Genomic DNA, 20,203 nt, shown 5'->3' with positions numbered 1-20,203 from the left:
GGCGAGCAGATCCTCCGGCCACATTCGGCAACTGCTCCACTCTGGGCGTCGCGTCGATCTTGCAGTTTCGGCCGTCGGGATGCACGTAATGCTCTTTATGTCGAGACAGTAAGTGCAAGATCGCGTAGGTGAGGGGTGGAACGGGGGCACGTGCGAGCACGGCCATGAATGGCCCTGTGTGGCGAGGTGACGGGGATGCGGGGCCGATGCCGACTCGTTACGCTCGGGCCCGCTGACACGTGCCGACTTTGTAGCTTATTTTCACCCTCGGGACTTTCCTGTAAGTTCTCTTCGTCACTGAGGGAGGTGGCCGTGGACAGCTCGGAACCGTTGCCGTCCGGCGAACCGGACGACCGCCCCGCCGTGCCGGCACAGCGCTCCGACCAGGACGCCTACCTGAGGGTGCGTGACCTGCGGGTCCGGTTCGACACCGAGGACGGCGTGGTGCGCGCGGTCGACGGGGTGTCGTTCGCCGTCGAGCGGGGCCGCACCCTCGGCATCGTGGGTGAGTCCGGCTCCGGCAAGAGCGTCACCTCGCTGGCCATCCTCGGCCTGCACGACCCCAGGCGGACCACCATCACCGGGGAGATCTCCGTCGGCGGCCGGCAGGTGGTCGGCCTCGGAGACGAGGAGGTACGCCGGCTGCGCGGCCGGGACATGGCGATGATCTTCCAGGACCCGCTGTCGGCGCTGCACCCCTACTACACGGTGGGCCGGCAGATCGCCGAGGCGTACCGGGTGCACCACCCGAAGGTCAACCGGCGGGAGGCCCGCCAGCGGGCGGTGGACATGCTGGACCGGGTGGGCATCCCGCAGCCGGCGCGCCGCTTCGACCAGTACCCGCACGAGTTCTCCGGCGGTATGCGGCAACGGGCGATGATCGCGATGGCCCTGGTCAACGACCCGGCACTGCTGATCGCCGACGAGCCGACCACCGCGCTGGACGTCACCGTGCAGGCGCAGATCCTGGACCTGCTCGCCGACCTCCAGGCCGAGTTCCACTCCGCGATCATCCTGATCACCCACGACCTCGGCGTGGTCGGCCAGGTCGCCGACGACGTGCTGGTCATGTACGGCGGGCGTGCCGTCGAGCGGGGCAGCGTCGAGCAGGTGCTCCGCTCGCCGCAGCATCCGTACACCTGGGGGTTGCTCTCCAGCGTGCCGTCGCTGCAGGGCGACGCGGACGCGGACCTGGTGCCCATCCCCGGCAACCCGCCCAGCCTGATCAACCTGCCGTCCGGCTGCGCGTTCCACCCACGCTGCCGCTACGCGGACCGCGCCGGCAGCCGGTCCCGCAGCGAGGTACCCGAGCTACGTGCAGCCGGGGACGACGGCCACCTGGTCGCCTGCCACCTCAGCGCCGAGGAGCGCGCCACGTTCTACGCCGAGGACATCGCATCCGTGGGGGTGGCCCGATGACCGACGAACCATTGCTGCGGGTGCGCGGTCTGACCAAGCACTTCCCGGTACGCCAGGGGCTGCGCGGCACCGGTCTGGTGCGCGCGGTCGAGGGGCTCGACTTCGACGTGCGCCCGGGCGAGACGCTCGGCCTGGTGGGGGAGTCCGGCTGCGGCAAGACCACCACCGGCCGGATGCTGGTGCGGTTGCTGGAGCCGACCAGCGGCAGCATCGAGTTCGCCGGGCGGGACATCACGCACGCCGGCCGCCGGGAGTTGCGTCCGCTGCGCCAGGAACTCCAGATCATCTTCCAGGACCCGTACGCGTCACTGAACCCCCGGCACACGGTCGGACGGATCGTGGCGATGCCGTTGCAGGTCAACGGGATCAAGCCACCGGGTGGGATCAAGGCCCGGGTGCAGGAGCTGCTGGAACTGGTCGGGCTGAACCCTGAGCACTACAACCGGTATCCGCACGAGTTCTCCGGTGGGCAGCGCCAGCGCATCGGCATCGCCCGCGCGCTGGCCCTGCGGCCCAGGCTGATCGTCGCCGACGAGCCGGTCTCCGCGCTGGACGTCTCGATCCAGGCGCAGGTGGTCAACCTGCTGCGCGACCTGCAACGGGAACTCGGCCTGGCGTTCGTGTTCATCGCGCACGACCTGGCCGTGGTCCGGCACTTCTGTCAGCGGGTCGCCGTGATGTACCTGGGCCGGATCGTGGAGATCGGCGACCGGGCGGACATCTACGAGCGCCCGCAGCACCCGTACACCCGGGCGTTGCTCTCGGCGATCCCGGATGTCACCCAGCTCGGCCCGGCCGGCCGGATCCGGTTGACCGGTGACGTGCCGACCCCGCTCGACCCGCCGTCCGGCTGCCGGTTCCGTACCCGCTGCTGGAAGGCGCAGGACATCTGCGCGACCGAGGAGCCCGCGCTGATCCCGCGCGACGGCGGCCGGCAGGCCACCGCGTGTCACTTCCCCGAGGGGGAAGCGGCCAGCACGAGCCCCGAGTCGGCGGAGTCGGCTGCCCAGGTCGTCGAGGAGGTGCAGTCATGAGCCTGTCCCCGGTGGAGGGTGTGGCGCTGGCCGAGATCGAGTCCGGCCCGGACGCGGGCGGGCCCGCGACGAAGGGCGTCGTCGGCCGATCGCCCGGTCAGCTCGCCTGGCTGCGGCTGAGCCGGGACCGGACGGCCGTGGTCAGTGGCGGGCTGCTGATCTTCTTCATGCTGCTGGGGCTGGCGGCCCCGCTGATCGAGATGGCCTACGGCGTCGGTCCGCGGGAGCAGTTCCAGCATCTGCTCGACGGCTCCGGCATGCCACTGGGCTACGCCGGTGGGGTCACCGGGGAGCACTGGTTCGGGCTGGAGCCGGGGCTGGGCCGGGACATCTTCATCCGGCTGATCTACGGGTTGCGCACGTCGCTGTTCATCGCTCTCGCCGCCGCGCTGATCACCGCGACGATCGGTGTTGTGCTCGGCACGCTCGCCGGCTACCTCGGCGGCTGGCTCGACGCGGTGATCAACTGGGTCACGGACCTGACCCTGGCCATGCCCTTCCTGATCATCGCGCTGGCGCTCACCCCCGCCATCACGCTGCGCTTCTACGGCGAGCGGGGGCAGGTGTCGTCCGCCTTCGGGGTGGGCGTGCTGATCGCCGTCTTCGCCCTCTTCGGCTGGACCAGCACGGCCCGACTGGTGCGGGGGCAGGTGATCGCGCTGCGCGAGCGGGAGTTCGTGGAGGCGGCCAGGGCCAGCGGCGCCGGGCTGGGGCACATGCTCTTCCGGCAACTGCTGCCGAACATCTGGGCGCCGATCCTGGTGTCGTTCTCGCTGGCGGTGCCGCAGTTCATCACCAGCGAGGCCGCGCTCTCGTTCATCGGCGTCGGGCTCAGTGACGAGACGCCGAGCTTCGGCCGAATGATCTACGACAGTCTGGACTACCTCCAGACCGACCCGGCCTACGTGTGCTTCCCGGGCATCACGATCTTCGCGCTGGTGTTCGCCTTCAACCTCTTCGGCGACGCGTTGCGGGACGCGCTCGACCCGAAGTCGTCCCGGTAGGGGTGGTCTCCATGGTGAGTGCGAGGAGTGCAGCGAAGCGGAGCCCCGCAGTCGCGAACGAAAGGTGGCACTGGTGTCGCGGTTTCTGATCAAGCGGCTCTTCTCCGCCACGCTGACCCTTTTCGCGGTGAGCGTGCTGACGTTCCTGATGTTCTTCGCCCTGCCACGCGACCCGGTGAGCAGCATCTGCTCGAAGAACTGCAACCCGGAGCGGCTGGAGCGGGTCCGTGACGATCTGGGTCTGAACGACCCGCTGATCAGCCAGTACGCCGGTTACATGAAGGGCATCGTCACCGGTCGGGACCTGGGCAGCGCCCAGGGTGGCCGGTGTGACGCGCCCTGCCTGGGCTGGTCGTACGTCACCAACGAGGCCGTCTCGGACACCATCGCCCGGGTGCTGCCGGTGACGTTGAGCATCGTGATCCCGGCGGCCATCCTCTGGTTGCTGCTCGGCGTGGGGCTCGGCATGGTCTCCGCGTTGCGGCGGGGCACCTGGCTGGACCGCCTGGCGATCGGCTTCTCGCTGACCGGTGCCTCGTTGCAGCTGTACTTCGTGGGCGCGGTGCTGCTGCTGGTGTTCGTCTACAACCTGCGGTGGCTGCCGGTGCCGAGCTACACCTCCCTCTTCGACAATCCGGTGAAGTGGGCCAGTGGGCTGGTGCTGGCCTGGGTGGCGCTGGCCTTCCTCTTCTCGGCCATCTACGCCCGGCTGTCCCGGGCGCAGATGCTGGAGACGCTGTCCGAGGACTTCGTCCGGACCGCGCGGGCCAAGGGCCTGGCCAAACCCAAGGTGTACGGGCGGCACGCGCTGCGCGCGGCGATCACCCCGGTGGTGACCATCGCCGGCCTGGACGTCGGCGGGGCGCTGGGCGGCACGGTGATCACCGAGACGACGTTCGGCATCCAGGGGTTGGGGCGTACGGCGGTGGACGCGGTGCGCTCGGGCGACCTGCCCACGATCATGGCCACCGTGTTGATCGCGGCCGTCTTCGTGGTGCTGGCGAACGTGCTGGTGGACCTGCTCTACGCGGCCATCGACCCCCGGGTCCGGCTGCGCTGACCGGCCGGTGTCCGCCACGCCGACCGATGGCGAAATTTATCGACAACTGTTACACAACTCGTAGGTTTTCTTCCTTACGATCCTCGGGACGTCGGCGGTTCTCGCCCCGACGAAACCGCACGGCACATGGGTGAAGGAGGTACTTCATGCGACCACGCGTGGCGGTTGCCGCAGGCGGCGCGATCGCTCTGGTTGTGGCATTGGGTGCGTGCTCGGAGAACACGGGCGAGGGCACCACGGTGGACAGCAGCCGGCAGCAGACCGGGGTCATCGCGACCGACCCCAAGGACTCGCAGGGCCCGGCGGCCGAGGTGAGTGGCGCCCAGAAGGGCGGCACCTTCACCATCATCCGGGAGTCGCCGATCTCCCACCTGGACCCGCAGCGGACGTACTCGTTCGCGGGCCTGATGACCAACCCGCTCTTCGCCCGCTACCTGACCACCTGGAAGGACGACGGCAAGGGTGGCCTGGTCCTGGTGGGCGACCTGGCCGAGACGCCGGGCACGAACGTCAACAACGACTGCAAGGTCTGGGAATTCAAGATCAAGGACGGGGTGAAGTTCGAGGACGGCCGACCGATCACCTCCAAGGAGATCGCGTACGGCATCGCCCGCTCCTTCGACCCGGACCTCTCCGGCGGCCCGACCTACATCCAGGAGTGGCTGGCCGACACCCCGCAGTTCGACACCAAGTGGGACTTCAAGAAGAACAAGACGTCGCTGCCGCCCGGCCTCTCCACGCCGGACGCCAAGACGCTGCGCTTCGAGTTCGCCAAGCCGCGCTGTGACCTCCCGTTCGCGGTCTCGCTGCCGACCACCGCCCCGCTCCCCGCGGACAAGGACACCGGCGTCGACCTGGACAAGCAGCCGTTCTCGTCCGGCCCGTACAAGGTCGCCAAGAACCAGGTCGGCGTGCAGCTCACCCTGGACCGCAACCCCAACTGGGACCCGAACACCGACCCGGTCCGGCACCAGTACCCGGACCAGTTCGTGTGGAGCTTCGGCCCGACCGCGGACGCCGCCAACAACCGGGTGATCGCCGACAACGGCGCCGACCAGAGCGCGCTCGCCTTCAACGCCGTACCCGCCTCGCTGGTCGCCCGGGTGGCCGGGGACGCGTCGCTCAAGTCGCGCAGCATCCTCTCCCCGACGCCGAGCGCCAACCAGCTCGTGATCAACAACCAGCGGGTCAAGGACCTGAAGATCCGTCAGGCGCTCAACTACGCCATCGACCGGGAGGGGATGGTCAAGGCGCTCGGCGGTCAGACCGTCGCCGCGCCGCTGACCACGCTGATGCCGCCGGCCACCATCGGTTACAAGGCGTACGAGGCGTACCCGGCAGGCCCGAACGGCAACGTCGACAAGGCCAAGGAACTGCTCGGTGGGCAGACGCCCGAGCTGGTCCTCGGTGTCGCCGACAACTCGACGGAGCAGCAGCAGGGCGCCCAGCTCAAGGCCAACCTGGAGCGGGCCGGCTTCAAGATCACGCTGCGGAACATCTCCGACGACGCCAAGCTCGACGAGATCAAGAAGAAGGACAACCCCTGGGACCTGTACCTCGGTAACTGGGCGGCGGACTGGCCGAGCGGCGCCTCGATCCTGCCGGTGCTCTACGACGGCCGCACCATCAAGGCCGAGGGCAACAGCAACCAGTCCTACTTCAACGACCCGACGATCAACGCCGAGATGGACCGCATCCTGGCCCTGGCCCCGGCCGAGCAGGGCCCGGAGTGGGCCAAGCTCGACGAGCGAATCATGAAGGAGCACGCCCCGGTGGTGCCGCTCTTCGTCGACGTGGCCTACAACGTGCACGGGTCCAAGGCCGGCGGGATCTTCATCTCCAGCGTCTTCGGCTATCCGTCGTTCGTGAACGCGTACGTCAAGCCGTAAGTCACACCGCAGACCAGAAGGGTCCCTTCTCGACAACGCCGTCGGGAGGGGACCCTTCTGCTCCTGCTGGGCAGGTCACTGCGCGATCCCGGCAGCAGCCGATCGCGCAATCTGGCGGAGAGCGGCGCGCATTGCTGCAGATCCGGATGGGCGGTGTCGTCAGTTGGGACCGCTGGTGGGCGCGTGGACGCCGGCGCGGGCGGCTGCCGCTGCCGCTTCGGCGGCCCGGTCTGCCGTGGCCTCGTCGATGGGGTCTCCGCTGACGAGCAGGCGGTAGTAGAGCGGCGCCGAGACGGCACGGATGACCTCGGCCGCGTCCGTGCCCGAGGGCAGTTCCCCCCGCCGCACAGCCTGCTCCACGCAGGGGACCCACTCGGCGATCCGGACGGCGTAGAAGCGATGGAGAGCCTCGGCGGCGCGGGAGTCGCAGGTCGCGGCGACGATGACCGCCCGGAACAGTGCACCCTGACGCGAGTCGACCAGGGTGCGCTGCACGAGCCGGGCATTGGCGCGCAGGTCGCCGATCAGCGATCCAGTGTCGGATCGCGGCAGCGACTGCTCTGCCATGTCCGTCAGTAAGTCGGCGACCAGGCCGGCGGCCGTACCCCAGCGGCGGTAGACCGTTGTCTTGCCCACCTCGGCGCGGCGCGCCACGTCCGCGAGGTCGAGACGGTCGAAACCGTGCTCGACGAGTGCGTCACCGGCAGCTCGTAGCACGGCGGCGCGGACCCGGGCGGTCCGCCCTCCGGGTCGGATCACACCGACGGCCATAACGGGTCTCCAGTTCCCTTAAGTGCGGATGGCTGCTATCGTAGCCGACACATTAACGGAACTGTAGTTCCCTTAACGGAAGGTTGTCATCGTGGAGTACCGACGACTTGGGGCATCCGGACTCACCGTGCCCGCCCTCAGCTTCGGCGCCGGCACCTTCGGCGGCTCCGGACCGCTCTTCGGCGCCTGGGGCAACACGGACGCCCGCGAGGCAAGACGCCTCGTGGACATCTGTCTGGACGCCGGGATAAGCATGTTCGACACAGCGGACGTGTACTCCGACGGCGCGTCCGAGGAGGTGCTGGGACAAGCGATCAAAGGCCGACGCGACGCCGTCATGATCTCGACCAAGAGTGGCCTGCCGACCGGCGACGGACCCAACGACGCGGGAACCTCACGCGCGCGGCTCATCCGATCGGTCGAGGCGGCCCTGCGCCGACTCGGCACCGACTACATCGACCTGTTTCAGTTACATGCCTTCGACGCCGCAACACCCGTCGAAGAGGTCGTAGCGACGCTCGACGACCTGGTACGGGACGGGAAGATCCGCTATCTCGGCGTCTCCAACTTCGCCGGCTGGCAACTCATGAAGTCCCTCGCCGCAGCCGACCGGGACCACCGCAGCCGGTACGTGGCGCACCAGGTCTACTACTCCCTCGTCGGCCGGGACTACGAGTGGGAACTGCTGCCCCTGGGCCTCGACCAGGGCGTCGGAGCCGTGGTGTGGAGCCCACTCGGCTGGGGACGACTCACCGGCAAATTCAGCCGCGACACAGCGCCACCCTCCACCAGCCGGCTGCACGCCACCGCCGCATACGGCCCGCCGGTCGACGACGAGCACCTGTTCCGCGTCGTGGACGTCCTCGAAGACCTGTCCCGCGAAACCGGCCGAGCAGTGCCACAGATCGCGGTCAACTGGCTACTACGACGACCCACGGTAGCCACCGTCATCATCGGCGCCCGCAACGAAGCACAACTGCGGCAGAACATCGGCGCTGTCGGCTGGTCACTCACACCCGAACAGACAGCCCGGCTCGACACTGCCAGCACCCGCACCGCGCCGTACCCGTACTTTCCCTACCAACGGCAGGAAGGCTTTGCCAGGCTCAACCCTTCGCCGCTCGCGAACACCGCCTGAACAACGATCACCACGTCCGCCATCGGCATGAGCGTGCACGTCGGCGTGCCGGCGGGCGCTGCCGGCGGGGTGGCAGGCTGGTCGGTGGAGCGGCCTCTGTCGGCGCGAAGCATCCGCGCAGCCGCCCATCGACGAGTTACGAGGCGTACCCGGCGGGCCCCAACGGCTCATTGGGTTCCGGACGACCTGGTCGTGGACTCGTTCCCGCGCCTGCTGCTCGTGGCTGTGGCGATCCAGCGGAGAGCATTAGCCACTCGGCCATCGTGGGTTCTGCACAGCTCATTGCTGCTCGCCCCGGTACTGACCGTGGGCTGGACGGCGGTCGGAGCAGACGAGCCACGAGCATTCAGCAGGCCGACACGGTCGCCACTGTGGACGCTCCCGGTAGGGGTGGCCGCATGGTCAAGGTGGGGGCCAGCGTCAGTGCGTTCCAACGCTGAACAGGAAAAGCTCGAGGTAGTCGCATTCCTGTTGGAGGAACTCATGTCAGGTTCAAGAGGCATCGTCAGTCGACGCGCTGTGCTTCGTGGCGCTGTCGTCGGTGTGGCGGGAGCCGGGCTGGCGTCGGCCCAGGCGGCGTACGCCGGCAACGGGTCGGCTGTTGGCCTGCTGAACGAGGATGCGGTGGACGCCGTGGCCTCCGGGCTGGACCGTGACCTGATCGAGTTGCGTCGTGACATCCACCGGCACCCGGAGATCCCGGGCCAGGAGCAGCGGACCGCAGAGGTGGTGGCCCAGCGACTTCGCGCGGCCGGCCTCGACGTCACTACGGGTGTGGGCGGCCATGGGGTCGTGGGAATCCTCAGTGGTGCCCGTCATGGCCGGACGGTCGCTTACCGGTCGGACATGGACGCGGTACCGCCGAGCGATCAGGTGGGAGGTGGCACCCACGCGGCTCACCTGTGTGGGCACGACATACACACGGCTGTGGGCGTGGGTGTCGCGGAGGTGCTGGCGCGCCTGCGCAACCGGCTCGCGGGCACGGTGGTGTTCGTCTTCCAACCCGCCGAGGAGACGCTCACCGGTGCCGCCGCGATGCTCGACGATGGCGTGTTCGCCCGAGCCCGTCCATCGGAGATCCATGCCATGCACTGCGGTCCTTTCCCGGTCGGCCAGTTCGTTGTCACGCCCGGGTTCGGACTTCCTGGCCAGGACCGCGGCGTCATCACGCTCGTGGGGCATGATGCGACGGCGCGGGCGCGACGGCTCGCCGCCGAGATCGGCGCGCTCAGCACCGTGTCCCGCCCTGCGACCTCCGAGGACCTCGAACGGCTCGTGGCCGACATCCAGGCACCTGACGGGCCGTTGGCCGAGTTCGTCTTCATGCAGGCCCAGGTCTCCGAAGCCGAAGGCCGGGCCGAGGTGCGGTTGTCGTACCGTTGCTGGCCGGAGGACCGGCACATTGCCATCCGCGCGGACATCCGTCGACTCGCAAGCTCCGACGGCCAGGCGTCGGTGGCCTTCCCGAACGACCCGTTTCCCGCCATGGTCTGTTCCGAGCGGGAAGGCCAGGCCGTGAAGCGGTACCTGCAACAGGCAGCAGGGCGCGACCGGGTGCGGACGTTGCAAGCCGCGATCCCGTTCAGCGGTGAGGACTTCGCGCTGTTCCTGGACCGGCTTCCTGGCACGTACACCTTCCTCGGCGTCCGTGCGCCCGGCGCCGCCATCGAAACGAGTTATCCGCATTTCGGTGCCTTCGACCCGGACGAGCGGGCCATCGGCCACGGCGTCCGCGCGATGGCGGGTTGGCTCGCCCGGCGCACCCGCTAGCTAGCCGGCGCACGGCAGCGCGGCCGGCTGCGGGCCATGGGCCGCTTCTACCGCCAGTGCGGTGAGCCCGCCCGCCCCGCCGGGCGGGCTCACCGCACCCCGATCACTGGGCCTCGATCGTGCCCGTCGCCAGCAGCGCGATTAGTAGCAGGCCCAGCGCCACCCGGTAAGCGATGAAGATGCTGTACGAGTGCCGGGCGATGAACCGCAGCAGCCAGGACACCGAGAAGTACGCCACCACGAAGCTGACCGCCGTCGCCAGCAGCGTGTTCGTCCAGCCCACCCCGTCGGCGATATTGCCCGCCTCCTCCACGCCCTGCAGCAGCGACGCGCCCAGCAGCGCCGGAATCGACAGGAAGAACGACAACTTCGTCACCGTCACCCGGTCCAGGCCACGCAGCAGGCCCGCCGACATCGTCGCCCCCGACCGCGACACCCCCGGGATCAGCGCCAGACACTGCACCGTCCCGATGATCAGCGAGTCCTTCCAGGTCACGTCATTCTCGTGCCGCCGCTGCGTGGCTGCGTGATCGGCGAACGCCATCGCCCCGCTCCACACGATCAGCGCCCCGGCCACGACCCACAGGCTCCGCAACGTCGTCTCGATCGTGTCCTTGAACAGCAGCGCCACGATCACGATCGGCAGTGACCCCAGGATCACCGCCCAACCGAACCGGTAGCCCGGATCAGCCCGCGCTGCCGCCGAGAACAGCCCTCGGAACCAGGCCGGCACGATCCGCGCGATGTCCTTACGCAGGAACAGAATCGTAGCCAGAACCGCACCCGACTGGATGATCACCGTGAACGCCGTGATGTCAGGATCGTCCAGCTCGTACCCGAGCAGCTTCTCCAGAATGGTCAGGTGGCCCGTGCTCGATACAGGCAGGAACTCGGTGAAACCCTCCACCGCGCCGAGTAGCACCGCTTCGAAGATGTTCAAACCTGACCGCCTTTGATCCCGCTCTGATCGGGCTTGAGCATAAAAGCAATGATCATGACCTGCCGCGCCGGGTCGGACCGGCGCCACCGAGAGTTGGGCCCGGATGGATACGACGACCCGGGCGCACATGCGCACGCCGGGTCACGGTCCGAACTGTCAGACTCCCACGCCTGCCGAAGCCGCCAATCGAAGCCACCAACGATGCCAGTGCAGCCAGACGTTTGCTCATCGGCTGCCATGAGCGTCCGCATCGGCGTCGCAGCAGGCGCTGCCGGCGTGTAGCAGGTTGGTCGGTGGAGCGGCCTCGGATGACGCGAAGCATCCGCGCATCCGCCGCCGGACGAGTTGGCGAAGCGTCCTATTCGGGCGACGTGTTGTAGTGGTCGAGCGTCGCCTTGGACGTGGAAGCATCCCGGAAGGTCAGCTCCCAGGGGCCGGTGTTGACGTCCATGTCCTTGCCGAACCCGACCCATTTGCCGGCCATCCGTCGGCCGGTCGGCTCCACCAGTAGTTGAATTGCGCCGTGGTACCGGGCTCCCCGGTAGTAGCCGGCGTGATCGGTCTGCTCCACCCAGGTGCCGGTGACCACGGCACCGTCCACAGTCAGATCCAGCGACAGCGACGATGCCGCCGAACCGGGCAGGCTGTGCACGGTCAGTCGGTCGCCGTGCTGGAGCACGACCACGAAGTGCTGGCCGGCGAATGATTCTCCCCGGCCGCTGGAATGGAATTGGTAGCGGCTGAGCCGGACGCCCTCGTACGACCCGTGGACCGCGAGTGGCTTGGCCGTTGGCGTGGCCGCGTAGACGGGCCGCGGGGCGGCGATCGCGCCAGACTCCGAGCGCTGGACCAGTCTCTTGTTGGCGTCGTTGGGCTCGCCGACGCGGCGGCCGGCGGCTTGGAGCGCGCAGGCGAAGTTGTCCTGGCTCATGCGCGTCCCCGTGCGGACCGCGCGGGCGGTGTTCGGGGCGTTCATGCCCGCCACCATAGCGACGTGTGACTCTAATGTCACCGTGAGTATGATCGAGATGTCGCACCTGTGCTGTCGCGCCAGGCGACATTTCGGCGTCATGGTGGACAGCACGCAACGGCTGAGCTTGCCGACGCGTTCCCGCCAACGGCGGTAATGGCGAGGAGCCATGACGACTGCCCTTGCGACGGCGGCAGCGAGAGTATCCAATCAGCATGGCACCGTGTTTGTTCGATGTACTGTCCGTAGCAATGGTCCGTCCGGTCTGGTCTGTGCTGGCCGCTACCTGGGAGCGTCGTCGTGTCGCATGTCGATCCGCGCTTCGGTGCCCAACTGCGTGCGCTTCGGGTCGAATGGGGGCTGTCGCTGCGGGCGCTCGGTCAGCTCGCACATCGGGGCAAGAGCCACCTGCACGATCTGGAGACCGGGGCGAAGGCCCCCACCCCTGAAACGGCTAGGCACCTCGACGAAGTGCTGCGAGCCGGCGGGACACTGGTCCGTCTGGTGGACGAGCCCGTCGACCACGACACCGAGGCCGGGGAGTTGCTGGCTCGGGTGCGGGTCAGCGATGTCAGCGCCGAGACGCTCGCTCGGATCGAGGCGGGTGTGGACGACCTGGCGAGCGCATACGCGCTCGTGCGGCCGGTTGATCTGTTGCCGCTGGTGCGGCGCCAGTTGGCCTTCGTGGGGCGGCTGCTCGACGGTCGTGGGACGTTGACGCAGCGGCGGCGGCTCGTCGTTGCTGGTGGTTGGCTGACGGTGCTGCGGGCGACGGTGCACATTGATCTGCTGCAACAGCCCGCGGCAGGCGCTCATCTGCGCACGGCCATGGCTCTTGCCGAGCATGCTGAGCATTCGGAGATCCAGGCGTGGTGTCTGGAGACGCAGGCGTGGGACTGGCTTACTCAGGGCGATTGCCGGCGGGCGATGGATCTCTCGCGGCAGGCGCAGCGGGTGGCACCCCGGGGTAGTTCGGCGTACATCCAGGCGACCGCCCAGGAGGCGCGGGTGTGGGCGCGGTTGGCTGACGTGCGGCGAACGCGTGATGCGCTGGATCGTCTGGAGCGGTTGACAGCGAACTTGCCGGTGCCGGAGCGGGCCGAGCACCACTATCGGTACGACCCGACGAAGGCGTTGGCGTACACGGCGACCACGCTGTCGTGGGCGGGTGACCCGGCCGCAGAGCAGATGGCCCGGACTGCCTTGGCGGAATTGGACCCGCGCGGCGACGGTGGGGAGCGGCCACGGCGCTCTGCTTCCGCCCGTCTGGATCTCGCCATGGCACTGTTGGCCGCCGACCAGCCCGACGAAGCCAGCGTCGTCGCCGCCGACGCGGTCCGGTCGGGGCGAGTGGTGTCCTCGAACTGGTGGCGGGCGCGGGAAGTGCTCCGCAAGGTAGAGCACACCGGGACGGCGGAAGTGGCAGCATTCCGCGAGGTGTATGAGGCGTACCGGCCCGTGACTCGATAGCGGACGGCACGCGCGACCAGCGGACACCCACTAGCTTTCTGTCACCGCCGGTTCACCGGATGCTGTGAGTGAGGGCGGGATCAGTACGAACAGGTCGCCAAGGCGAGACCACACCTGCCCGTAGCTGGGTGCGGCGGCAATGGCCGTCGCGCCACTGCCAGCGGAGGTAGGAATGAGCGGCATGGACGACACCGGTACCCCCAACATGGGCGAGCAGATCGACGCCAACGAACGGGAAGAAGCCAAACGCCGGTTGCTCGCGCAGGCCGAGTCGGAGCGGATACCCGTGCAGGAGACGACTCGGGCGGTGCCGGATCGGCGGTGGCGTGATGAGCGGTGATCCGGTTCCGATCGGTCGGCGGGTGGCGTACCTGCGGGTGCGGCGGAGGTTGTCGCAGCAGTCATTCGCGGATCGGTTGGGGAAGTCGAAGAGCTGGGTGGACAAGGTCGAACGCGGGGTCCGCTCCCTGGAGCGGGTGTCGACCATCCGGGAGATCGCGGCGGTGCTGAGAGTCGATCCCGCAACCCTGCTCGGTCGTGATGTCCAGCCCGCCGGGGTGGCCGAGCGTCGCGAGGGTGTCGCGCGAATTCGGGCGGCGCTGTCGACGTACGACATGGCTTTTGGTCGCCCGACGGGCCGGGAGGTGATGTCGCCGGATCGGTTGGCTCGGGAGGTGCGGCATGCGTGGATGACCTTCCAGCACGCCCGGTATCCGCGTCTGGTCGAGTTGCTGCCCACGTTGGTGACCGAGGTTCACCGCGCACACGCGCAGGACCCGCAGGTTGGGCGGGCAGCGGTGGTGGAGGCGTATCGGGTGACGGCGGCGCTCCTGGTGAAGCTGGACGAGGGGAGCCTCGCCTGGTTGGCCGCTGACCGGGCGATGTCCGCCGCCGCCGGTGACCGGGTGTTGCTGGGCTGCGCGGCGGTGCAGCTTGGTCAGGTGCTGCGGGCATCGGCGCGGGCAGGGCCGGTGATGCTCATCGCCGCCGCTTCCCAGATCGCCCCTGGCGCGCCGGAAGAGATGTCGCTGCGGGGATCGCTGCTCGTGCAGGCCGCCCTGATCGCGGCCAGGGCGGGTGATGACCGGGTGGTCGGTAACCTGCTGGACGAGGCCGCGGGGCTGGCCGCTCGGGTGGGCGACGGACACGACCATTACCGGACGGCGTTCGGGCCGACGGCGTCGAGCTGGCGCGGGTGGCCGCAGCCGTGGAGCTGGGCGACGGACGGCAGGCGGTCGCCCAGCACAAGGAGGCGATCGGGCAGGACGGATGGCGGTGGCTGCCGGTCGAGCACCGCGCCGCGCACCTGATCGACGCGGCGCGCGCCTACCTCCAGACGAACGACCACGCCGACGCGGCTCGGGTCCTGTTGCGGGCCGAACGCATCGCACCCGCCGAGATCCGCCACCGGCCAGCCGCACGGGACGTGGTCGCCCAGGTCGCCCGCGACCCGGACGCCCCACCGACGATCACCCAACTCGCCATCGGCCTCGGGGTGCTCTGACCTAGGGGCCGTGACCGCACGAAGCAGGCTCAGCGACGGCACATCGGCGCCGAAGCCATCGAGCGGGCACACTGGTGGGGTGCGAGGGCGTCAAGGGGGCTTCGATGCGCTGTGACAAGTGGAACGGTGCCGCCCTGGGCACGGTGGCGGTCCTGGCCGCGATGCTGTTCACCGGCTGCGACGCGGGCGAGCCGGAGCGGGTCGACAGGTCGACGAAAACCGACAGCTCGATGAAAGAGGTGCTCAAGGAGTACCAGCCCCGCTTTGACCAACGGCGCGCGGCGCTCGCCGCCGCGGTGGCAAAGGTGCCGGAGAAGGGCGCCGGCAAGGCATCGTGCGCCCGGACGCTGGACCCGCGGCCGGAGTTCATCTGGTTCGACCACACCAGCCGAGCCTCAGACAGCTACAACAGCCCGGGCAAGGGCGGAAACGTCGACATCGCGGCGACAACCGAGGCCGGAACGCCGGAGCGGATAGTGGACGATCCCGGGTCGACCCTCAACACGTTCGCCGTGCCGCCGGGCTGGCTCGTCCGCGGCCTGTGGATCACCGGCCCGCAGGGACCACTCGGCACCAACGAATTCACGGTGACCAGCCAGTACGGCTACGAGCCATACCTCGGGGCCGAGAAGGACCCGGTCCAGAGGCTCCGGAAGATCCTCGACCTCGGGCTGCACAAGCGCTACATGCTGCTGTACCGCGTGACGACCTTCGCCTTCCCGGACGCCGAGGGCCAGGACAATGTGCGGGCCGACGTGTTCCTCGCCGACCTGGAAAAGGGCGACCTGCCCTGCCAGTTGGTCGCGGATGGCCACAGCTACGACGTGAGGGGTGGACTGGTGGAATCTGTCTCACTCACCCCGTACGAAGACATGCAGACCACTTTCCAGATCGACATCAGCGACAAGTTGAGGTCCCTGACCCGCCCTTGACTCCCGATCATTCGGACAAGGCCCCGCGACGGCAATCACCGTAGGTGGGTGCGGAGGAAGTCCAGTTCCAGGGGGAGCAGGCGTTCGGAGGTGCCGTTCGCGGCCATGTGCGTGGCACCCGTCAGCGGCAGCACCGCGTGCGGCCGACCGGTGCTCAGCAGGGCCGCCGAGAGCCGGAGCGTGTGCGCGGCCACCACGTTGTCGTCGGCCATGCCGTGCACCAGCAGCAACGGGCGGGCCTGGTCCGGTCCGGTGACCGGCTCGGCGGCCAACTCGACCAGCGAGTGGTGCGCGTAGAGGTCCATGCCGTCCTCCGGCAACCCGAGATAACGCTCGGTGTACGCGGTGTCGTACAGCGCCCAGTCGGTCACCGGGGCGCCCGCGATCCCGCACCGGAACAGCTCCGGGTGGCGCAGCACCGCCAACCCGGCCAGCCACCCCCCGAACGACCAGCCGCGCACACCCACCCGACCCAGATCCAGGTCGGGGTGCTTGCCGGCGAGCGCGGTCAGCGCGTCGATCTGGTCGGTCAGGATCACGTCGGCCACCCGTCGGTGGATCGCCTTCTCGAACGACGGGGCCACTCCCGGCGTACCCCGGTTGTCGATGGTGACCACCGCGAACCCGGCGTCGGCCCACCACTGTCGCTCCAACCACGCGGCCCGGGCCGCCACGACCTCCTGGTGCCCCGGCCCGCCGTAGATGTCCAGCAGCACCGGCAGCCGCCGGCCCGTCACGTGGTTGTCCGGATAGAGCACCGCCGCCGGCAGCCGCCGGTCGGTCACCCGTTCCAGCAGCGGCAACGGAGAATACGGCGGGTTGGCCGCGAACGACCGCAGCTCGGCGAGCTCCTGATCGCCGCGACGCACCGTCCAGCGCACCCCGGCGTGGTCCAGTGACGCGACACCGACCGCCAGCACGTCCCCGCCCACGGCCGCCGTGTACCAGCCGGAGTCGGTGGTGAGTCGGCGTGCGTCCACCCCACCGCCGATGGTGGTACGCACCCGGAACAGGTGCCGCTCGCTCGGCTCGCCATCGCTCGCCTCCACGAGCAGGTCGGCCGGGCCGGTGGCGGCCGGCACCCGACCCACCACCCGCCGTACGTACAGCGACGGCGGGGTGAGCAGGGTGCCGTCGGCGAACAGGCACCGCGCGTCGTACCCGTCGTGTGCCAACTCCCCGCCGACCAGCACCCGGCCGTCCGGCAGGTGCGCCGGGGTGCCGGCGATCGGCTCGACCCAGCGCGGATCGGCCAGCTCGGCGTGCACCTGCGTCTCACCCGTACGGGGATCCACCGCCAGCACCAGCCCGTGCTGCTGGGAGCGGCGCAGCACGGTGATCAGTGGGCTGCCCTCGCCCCAGCTGACCGCGGTCAGGTACGGGTAGGTTTCCCGGTCCCAGTGCACGTCGACCCAGCCGTCGTCCAGGTCCAGCAGGTGCAGGCTGACCTCCGCGTTCGGCCCACCAGCCCGGGGGTACGCGACGGCCGTCGGCAGGCTGGCCGGCTCGGCCGGGTCGTGCAGGTGCCAGCGGTCCAGGCGGGACTCGTCGACCCGGGCGGCGAGCACCGAACGGCCGTCCGGCGCCCACCAGTAGCCCCGGAACCGGCCGAACTCCTCCGCCGCGATGTGCTCGGCCAACCCCCAGCTCACCCCGGCGTCCTCGCCGGCCAGCAGGCTGTCGGTGCCGTCGGCGTCGACCACCCGCAGCTCGCCCCGGCGCACACCCTCGGCCGCGTCGGTCACGTACGCCAGCCGCTGCCCGGTCGGGTCCGGCCGCGGGTCCAGCACCGGGCCGACGGCGACCACCTCCACCACGTCGCCGTGCACCAGGTCGGCCCGGAACAACCGCCCGGCCAGCGCGAACACCGCCACGCGGCCGGCGGCGTCCAGCGCGTACGAGCCGATGCCGTTGGCACTGAGTCGCAGTCGCTCGCGCAGCGCGCGCTCGCCGGGGGACAGGGACCGCGGGTCACCGCCCTCGCCCAGCAGAGTTGCCGGATCGGCGACCAGCCGCTCCTCGGCGGTGGCCACGTCCAGCAGCCAGAGCGCGTCCGCCGGGTCCTCCGGGCCGGCGGAGCGCAGGAAGATCACCCGGGAGCCGTCCTCAGCCACGGAGACCGCGCGTGGCGCGCCGTGGCTGAACCGGCGGGTGCGGGCGGCCAGCTCCGGAAAGTCCACACGCCAAATCGTAGAGCGGTACCGGGGGTGATGTGGCCGACCTGGGCGGACGCGTCAGCCTCGGCTGAGCGCAACCGCCAGTTAGAGTGACCGTCGTGACGATGCTGCCCGACCGCCGCCTACTGCTGGTCCACGCGCACCCCGACGACGAGTCGATCGGCACCGGCTCGACGATGGCCCACTACGCCGCCGAAGGCGCGCACGTCACGCTGGTGACCTGCACCCTCGGCGAGGAGGGCGAGATCCACGTGCCCGCGCTGGCGCAGCTCGCCGCCGCCGAGGCCGACCAGCTCGGTGGGTACCGGATCGCCGAGCTGGCCGCCGCGTGCGCCGCGCTCGGCGTCACCGACCACCGCTTCCTCGGCGGCGCCGGTCGCTACCGCGACTCGGGGATGATGGGGCTCGCGACCAACGCGCACCCCCGCGCCTTCTGGCAGGCCGACCTCGACGAGGCCGCCGGGCACCTGGTGGAGATCATGCGGGAGGTACGCCCGCAGGTGCTTGTCACGTACGACCCGAACGGCTTCTACGGCCACCCCGATCACATCCAGGCACACCGGGTGGCGATGCGCGCCGTCGAGCTGGCCGCCGCCGAGGGCTGCGCCCCGCTCAAGGTCTACTGGACGGCCATGCCGTCCAGCGTGCTGGAGGCCGGCATGAGCCATTTCGCGGAGTCCGCCGACAACCCGTTCGGCGGCATCGAGGACATTGCCGACCTGCCCTTCGGCACCCCGGACGCCCAGATCGCCGCCCGGATCGACGGCACGGACCAGCACACGGCCAAGGAGGCCGCGATGCGGGCGCACGCCACCCAGATCCCGGCCAACTCCTGGCTCTACTCGATCGCCGGCAACTTCGGGGGCGAGTTCATGGGCGTGGAGTTCTTCACCCTGGCGGTCGGCGAGAAGGGCCCGGGCGCCGGCCCGTACGGCTGGGAGGACGACCTCTTCGCCGGGCTGCCCGAGGAGACCGCCCCGGACCGGTCCCCGGTCGCGGCGGCCGGTCTCCGGTGACCCTGCCCGCCGCACCGATGACGGTCGTGGACGTCCAGGACGCGCCGCCCCCGGCGGGGCCACCGCCGCGACTGCTGGACCTGGGCGTGCGGCTGGCCGGCGGGATCGTCGTGGTGGTCGCCGGGGTGCTGACCGGGGTGCTGGAGCTGCTGCTCGCCACCGTCCGCGTCGGCGGGCAGCTGATCGGCGTGTCGGCGCTGCTCGCCATCGGCGCCAACATCGCGCTGAGCTGGTTCGCCCACGAGGTGGTCGGCCGCCGGTGGGCGGTGGCGCTGCCGGCGGTGCCGTGGTTCGCGCTGATGGCGGTGGCCGCCATTCGAACCAACGAGGGCGACCTGTTGCTGGCCGGCGACAACTGGGTCGGCCTGGCCATGATCGTGGCCGGCGCGATGACCTTCGCGGTGATGGGCTTCCGGCAGATCCTTTCCCCGCCGCCCACGCTCGGTGGCTGATGACGTCACCCAGGTAAGGGTGGTAGATATTCCTGCCAGGGATGCGGCCCCGGAACGGGGCGTACGGCAGGAGGTCCGGTAATGGACAAGCGGTGGCGTGACGTCGCTGTGCTCGTGGCAGCACTGTTCGCGGTCAACGTGGTCGCCAGGCTGGTCATCCGGTTCGGCTTCGACGGTGACGACACCGCCGCCGACCGGGTGTCGCTGGCGATGTTCGCGGTGATCGGGCTGATTCTGGCCGTGGTCGCCTTCCGCTGGGGTGGTCGCCGGCCGCTGGCCGACTGGGCGGCCGACATGGCCCTCGTGGTGGCGGTGGCGATGGCGCTGACCGTGTTGGTCGGGCCGCTGCTGATCGGTCACAACCCGTTCGCTGGCGGTGCGGCGACCTTCTTCGCCCAGATCTGGCTCTACCTGCTGGCCACCGGCGCCGGGGTGCTGATCGGTTACCTGGTGCTCACCGCGCTCGGGCGTGACTACCGCTCTCTGCAGCTCAAGCGGTACGCCGAGGTCAAGGCCGCCAAGCCCCGCCGCGTCGTCCGTCGCTGACCCCGCGGCGTACCGCGTCCGGCGCCGGCGGTGATCGACTCGACTTTCAGGAAGGCGGGGTGTCCGGCCGAGGCGGACGGCCCGACTTCCTGAAACCCGAGTTGACCACGG

General features: G+C 69.7%; 19 protein-coding genes. 15 read left to right on the top strand and 4 right to left on the bottom strand.

What is annotated here, in order from left to right:
* Nucleotides 1-363 precede the first annotated feature (363 nt).
* The 5 genes from ACQEUX_RS22955 (at nt 364) to ACQEUX_RS22935 (ending at nt 6,406) form a co-directional block, all read left to right on the top strand.
* Nucleotides 364-1,419, top strand: coding sequence for an ABC transporter ATP-binding protein (locus ACQEUX_RS22955; RefSeq protein WP_433057081.1), 1,056 nt, complete (start codon nt 364-366; stop codon nt 1,417-1,419).
* Complete coding sequence (locus ACQEUX_RS22950) at nt 1,416-2,453, top strand: ABC transporter ATP-binding protein (protein ID WP_433051936.1); 1,038 nt, start codon at nt 1,416-1,418, stop codon at nt 2,451-2,453. Before ACQEUX_RS22955 ends, ACQEUX_RS22950 begins: the two co-directional genes overlap by 4 nt.
* Nucleotides 2,450-3,457, top strand: a complete 1,008-nt coding sequence (locus ACQEUX_RS22945; protein ID WP_433051933.1) for an ABC transporter permease — start codon at nt 2,450-2,452, stop codon at nt 3,455-3,457. Before ACQEUX_RS22950 ends, ACQEUX_RS22945 begins: the two co-directional genes overlap by 4 nt.
* A gap of 73 nt (nt 3,458-3,530) precedes the next feature.
* The gene (locus tag ACQEUX_RS22940) at nt 3,531-4,517 is read left to right on the top strand and encodes an ABC transporter permease (protein WP_433051930.1); all 987 of its coding nucleotides are present in this window, start codon (nt 3,531-3,533) and stop codon (nt 4,515-4,517) included.
* A 146-nt stretch (nt 4,518-4,663) separates the two neighbouring features.
* Complete coding sequence (locus ACQEUX_RS22935) at nt 4,664-6,406, top strand: ABC transporter substrate-binding protein (protein ID WP_433051927.1); 1,743 nt, start codon at nt 4,664-4,666, stop codon at nt 6,404-6,406.
* Nucleotides 6,407-6,565: 159 nt separating this feature from the next.
* On the opposite strand, the gene ACQEUX_RS22930 is transcribed toward ACQEUX_RS22935, so the two are convergent.
* Nucleotides 6,566-7,177 carry a TetR/AcrR family transcriptional regulator gene (locus ACQEUX_RS22930; protein ID WP_433051924.1) on the bottom strand — a complete coding sequence of 204 codons (612 nt, stop codon included), beginning with the start codon at nt 7,175-7,177 and terminating at the stop codon, nt 6,566-6,568.
* Between the two features lie 91 nt (nt 7,178-7,268).
* Here ACQEUX_RS22930 and ACQEUX_RS22925 point away from each other — a divergent pair, with 91 nt between their 5' ends.
* Both ACQEUX_RS22925 and ACQEUX_RS22920 read left to right on the top strand, forming a co-directional pair.
* Nucleotides 7,269-8,315, top strand: coding sequence for an aldo/keto reductase (locus ACQEUX_RS22925; RefSeq protein WP_433051921.1), 1,047 nt, complete (start codon nt 7,269-7,271; stop codon nt 8,313-8,315).
* A gap of 483 nt (nt 8,316-8,798) precedes the next feature.
* Complete coding sequence (locus ACQEUX_RS22920; protein WP_433051918.1) at nt 8,799-10,085, top strand: M20 metallopeptidase family protein; 1,287 nt, start codon at nt 8,799-8,801, stop codon at nt 10,083-10,085.
* Between the two features lie 103 nt (nt 10,086-10,188).
* Here ACQEUX_RS22920 and ACQEUX_RS22915 read toward each other — a convergent pair whose 3' ends face one another.
* Both ACQEUX_RS22915 and ACQEUX_RS22910 read right to left on the bottom strand, forming a co-directional pair.
* Nucleotides 10,189-11,025 carry an undecaprenyl-diphosphate phosphatase gene (locus ACQEUX_RS22915; protein WP_433051915.1) on the bottom strand — a complete coding sequence of 279 codons (837 nt, stop codon included), beginning with the start codon at nt 11,023-11,025 and terminating at the stop codon, nt 10,189-10,191.
* 358 nt (nt 11,026-11,383) lie between these two features.
* Nucleotides 11,384-12,013, bottom strand: a complete 630-nt coding sequence (locus ACQEUX_RS22910; protein ID WP_433057079.1) for an XRE family transcriptional regulator — start codon at nt 12,011-12,013, stop codon at nt 11,384-11,386.
* Nucleotides 12,014-12,265: 252 nt separating this feature from the next.
* Here ACQEUX_RS22910 and ACQEUX_RS22905 point away from each other — a divergent pair, with 252 nt between their 5' ends.
* The 5 genes from ACQEUX_RS22905 (at nt 12,266) to ACQEUX_RS22885 (ending at nt 15,901) form a co-directional block, all read left to right on the top strand.
* Nucleotides 12,266-13,465, top strand: a complete 1,200-nt coding sequence (locus ACQEUX_RS22905; protein WP_433057077.1) for a helix-turn-helix domain-containing protein — start codon at nt 12,266-12,268, stop codon at nt 13,463-13,465.
* 172 nt (nt 13,466-13,637) lie between these two features.
* Nucleotides 13,638-13,805 (top strand): hypothetical protein, encoded by a 168-nt coding sequence (locus ACQEUX_RS22900; RefSeq protein ID WP_433051913.1) that lies wholly within the window; start codon nt 13,638-13,640, stop codon nt 13,803-13,805.
* The gene (locus tag ACQEUX_RS22895) at nt 13,795-14,775 is read left to right on the top strand and encodes a helix-turn-helix domain-containing protein (protein ID WP_433051910.1); all 981 of its coding nucleotides are present in this window, start codon (nt 13,795-13,797) and stop codon (nt 14,773-14,775) included. The genes ACQEUX_RS22900 and ACQEUX_RS22895 overlap by 11 nt, the downstream gene beginning before the upstream one ends.
* Nucleotides 14,661-14,969, top strand: a complete 309-nt coding sequence (locus ACQEUX_RS22890; protein WP_433051907.1) for a hypothetical protein — start codon at nt 14,661-14,663, stop codon at nt 14,967-14,969. The genes ACQEUX_RS22895 and ACQEUX_RS22890 overlap by 115 nt, the downstream gene beginning before the upstream one ends.
* 143 nt (nt 14,970-15,112) lie before the next feature.
* On the top strand, nt 15,113-15,901 hold the full coding sequence (locus tag ACQEUX_RS22885; protein ID WP_433051904.1) for a hypothetical protein: 789 nt from the start codon (nt 15,113-15,115) through the stop codon (nt 15,899-15,901).
* Nucleotides 15,902-15,936: 35 nt separating this feature from the next.
* Here ACQEUX_RS22885 and ACQEUX_RS22880 read toward each other — a convergent pair whose 3' ends face one another.
* Entirely contained in the window at nt 15,937-18,081 is a 2,145-nt protein-coding gene (locus tag ACQEUX_RS22880; protein ID WP_433051901.1) for a prolyl oligopeptidase family serine peptidase, read from the bottom strand.
* An 86-nt stretch (nt 18,082-18,167) separates the two neighbouring features.
* Between ACQEUX_RS22880 and mshB the strand changes: the two genes are divergently transcribed.
* The 3 genes from mshB to ACQEUX_RS22865 all read left to right on the top strand — a co-directional run bounded on the left by mshB (nt 18,168) and on the right by ACQEUX_RS22865 (nt 20,092).
* Nucleotides 18,168-19,094 carry an N-acetyl-1-D-myo-inositol-2-amino-2-deoxy-alpha-D-glucopyranoside deacetylase gene (mshB, locus tag ACQEUX_RS22875; RefSeq protein ID WP_433051898.1) on the top strand — a complete coding sequence of 309 codons (927 nt, stop codon included), beginning with the start codon at nt 18,168-18,170 and terminating at the stop codon, nt 19,092-19,094.
* A 17-nt stretch (nt 19,095-19,111) separates the two neighbouring features.
* Complete coding sequence (locus ACQEUX_RS22870; RefSeq protein ID WP_433051895.1) at nt 19,112-19,546, top strand: hypothetical protein; 435 nt, start codon at nt 19,112-19,114, stop codon at nt 19,544-19,546.
* Between the two features lie 81 nt (nt 19,547-19,627).
* On the top strand, nt 19,628-20,092 hold the full coding sequence (locus tag ACQEUX_RS22865; protein WP_433051892.1) for a hypothetical protein: 465 nt from the start codon (nt 19,628-19,630) through the stop codon (nt 20,090-20,092).
* The last annotated feature ends 111 nt before the right edge of the window (nt 20,093-20,203 follow it).

Source organism: Micromonospora sp. CA-259024, assembly GCF_050936255.1.
Classification (GTDB): domain Bacteria; phylum Actinomycetota; class Actinomycetes; order Mycobacteriales; family Micromonosporaceae; genus Micromonospora.
Note: the sequence above shows the minus strand (reverse complement) of the source record. Positions and strands in the feature narration are given on the sequence as shown.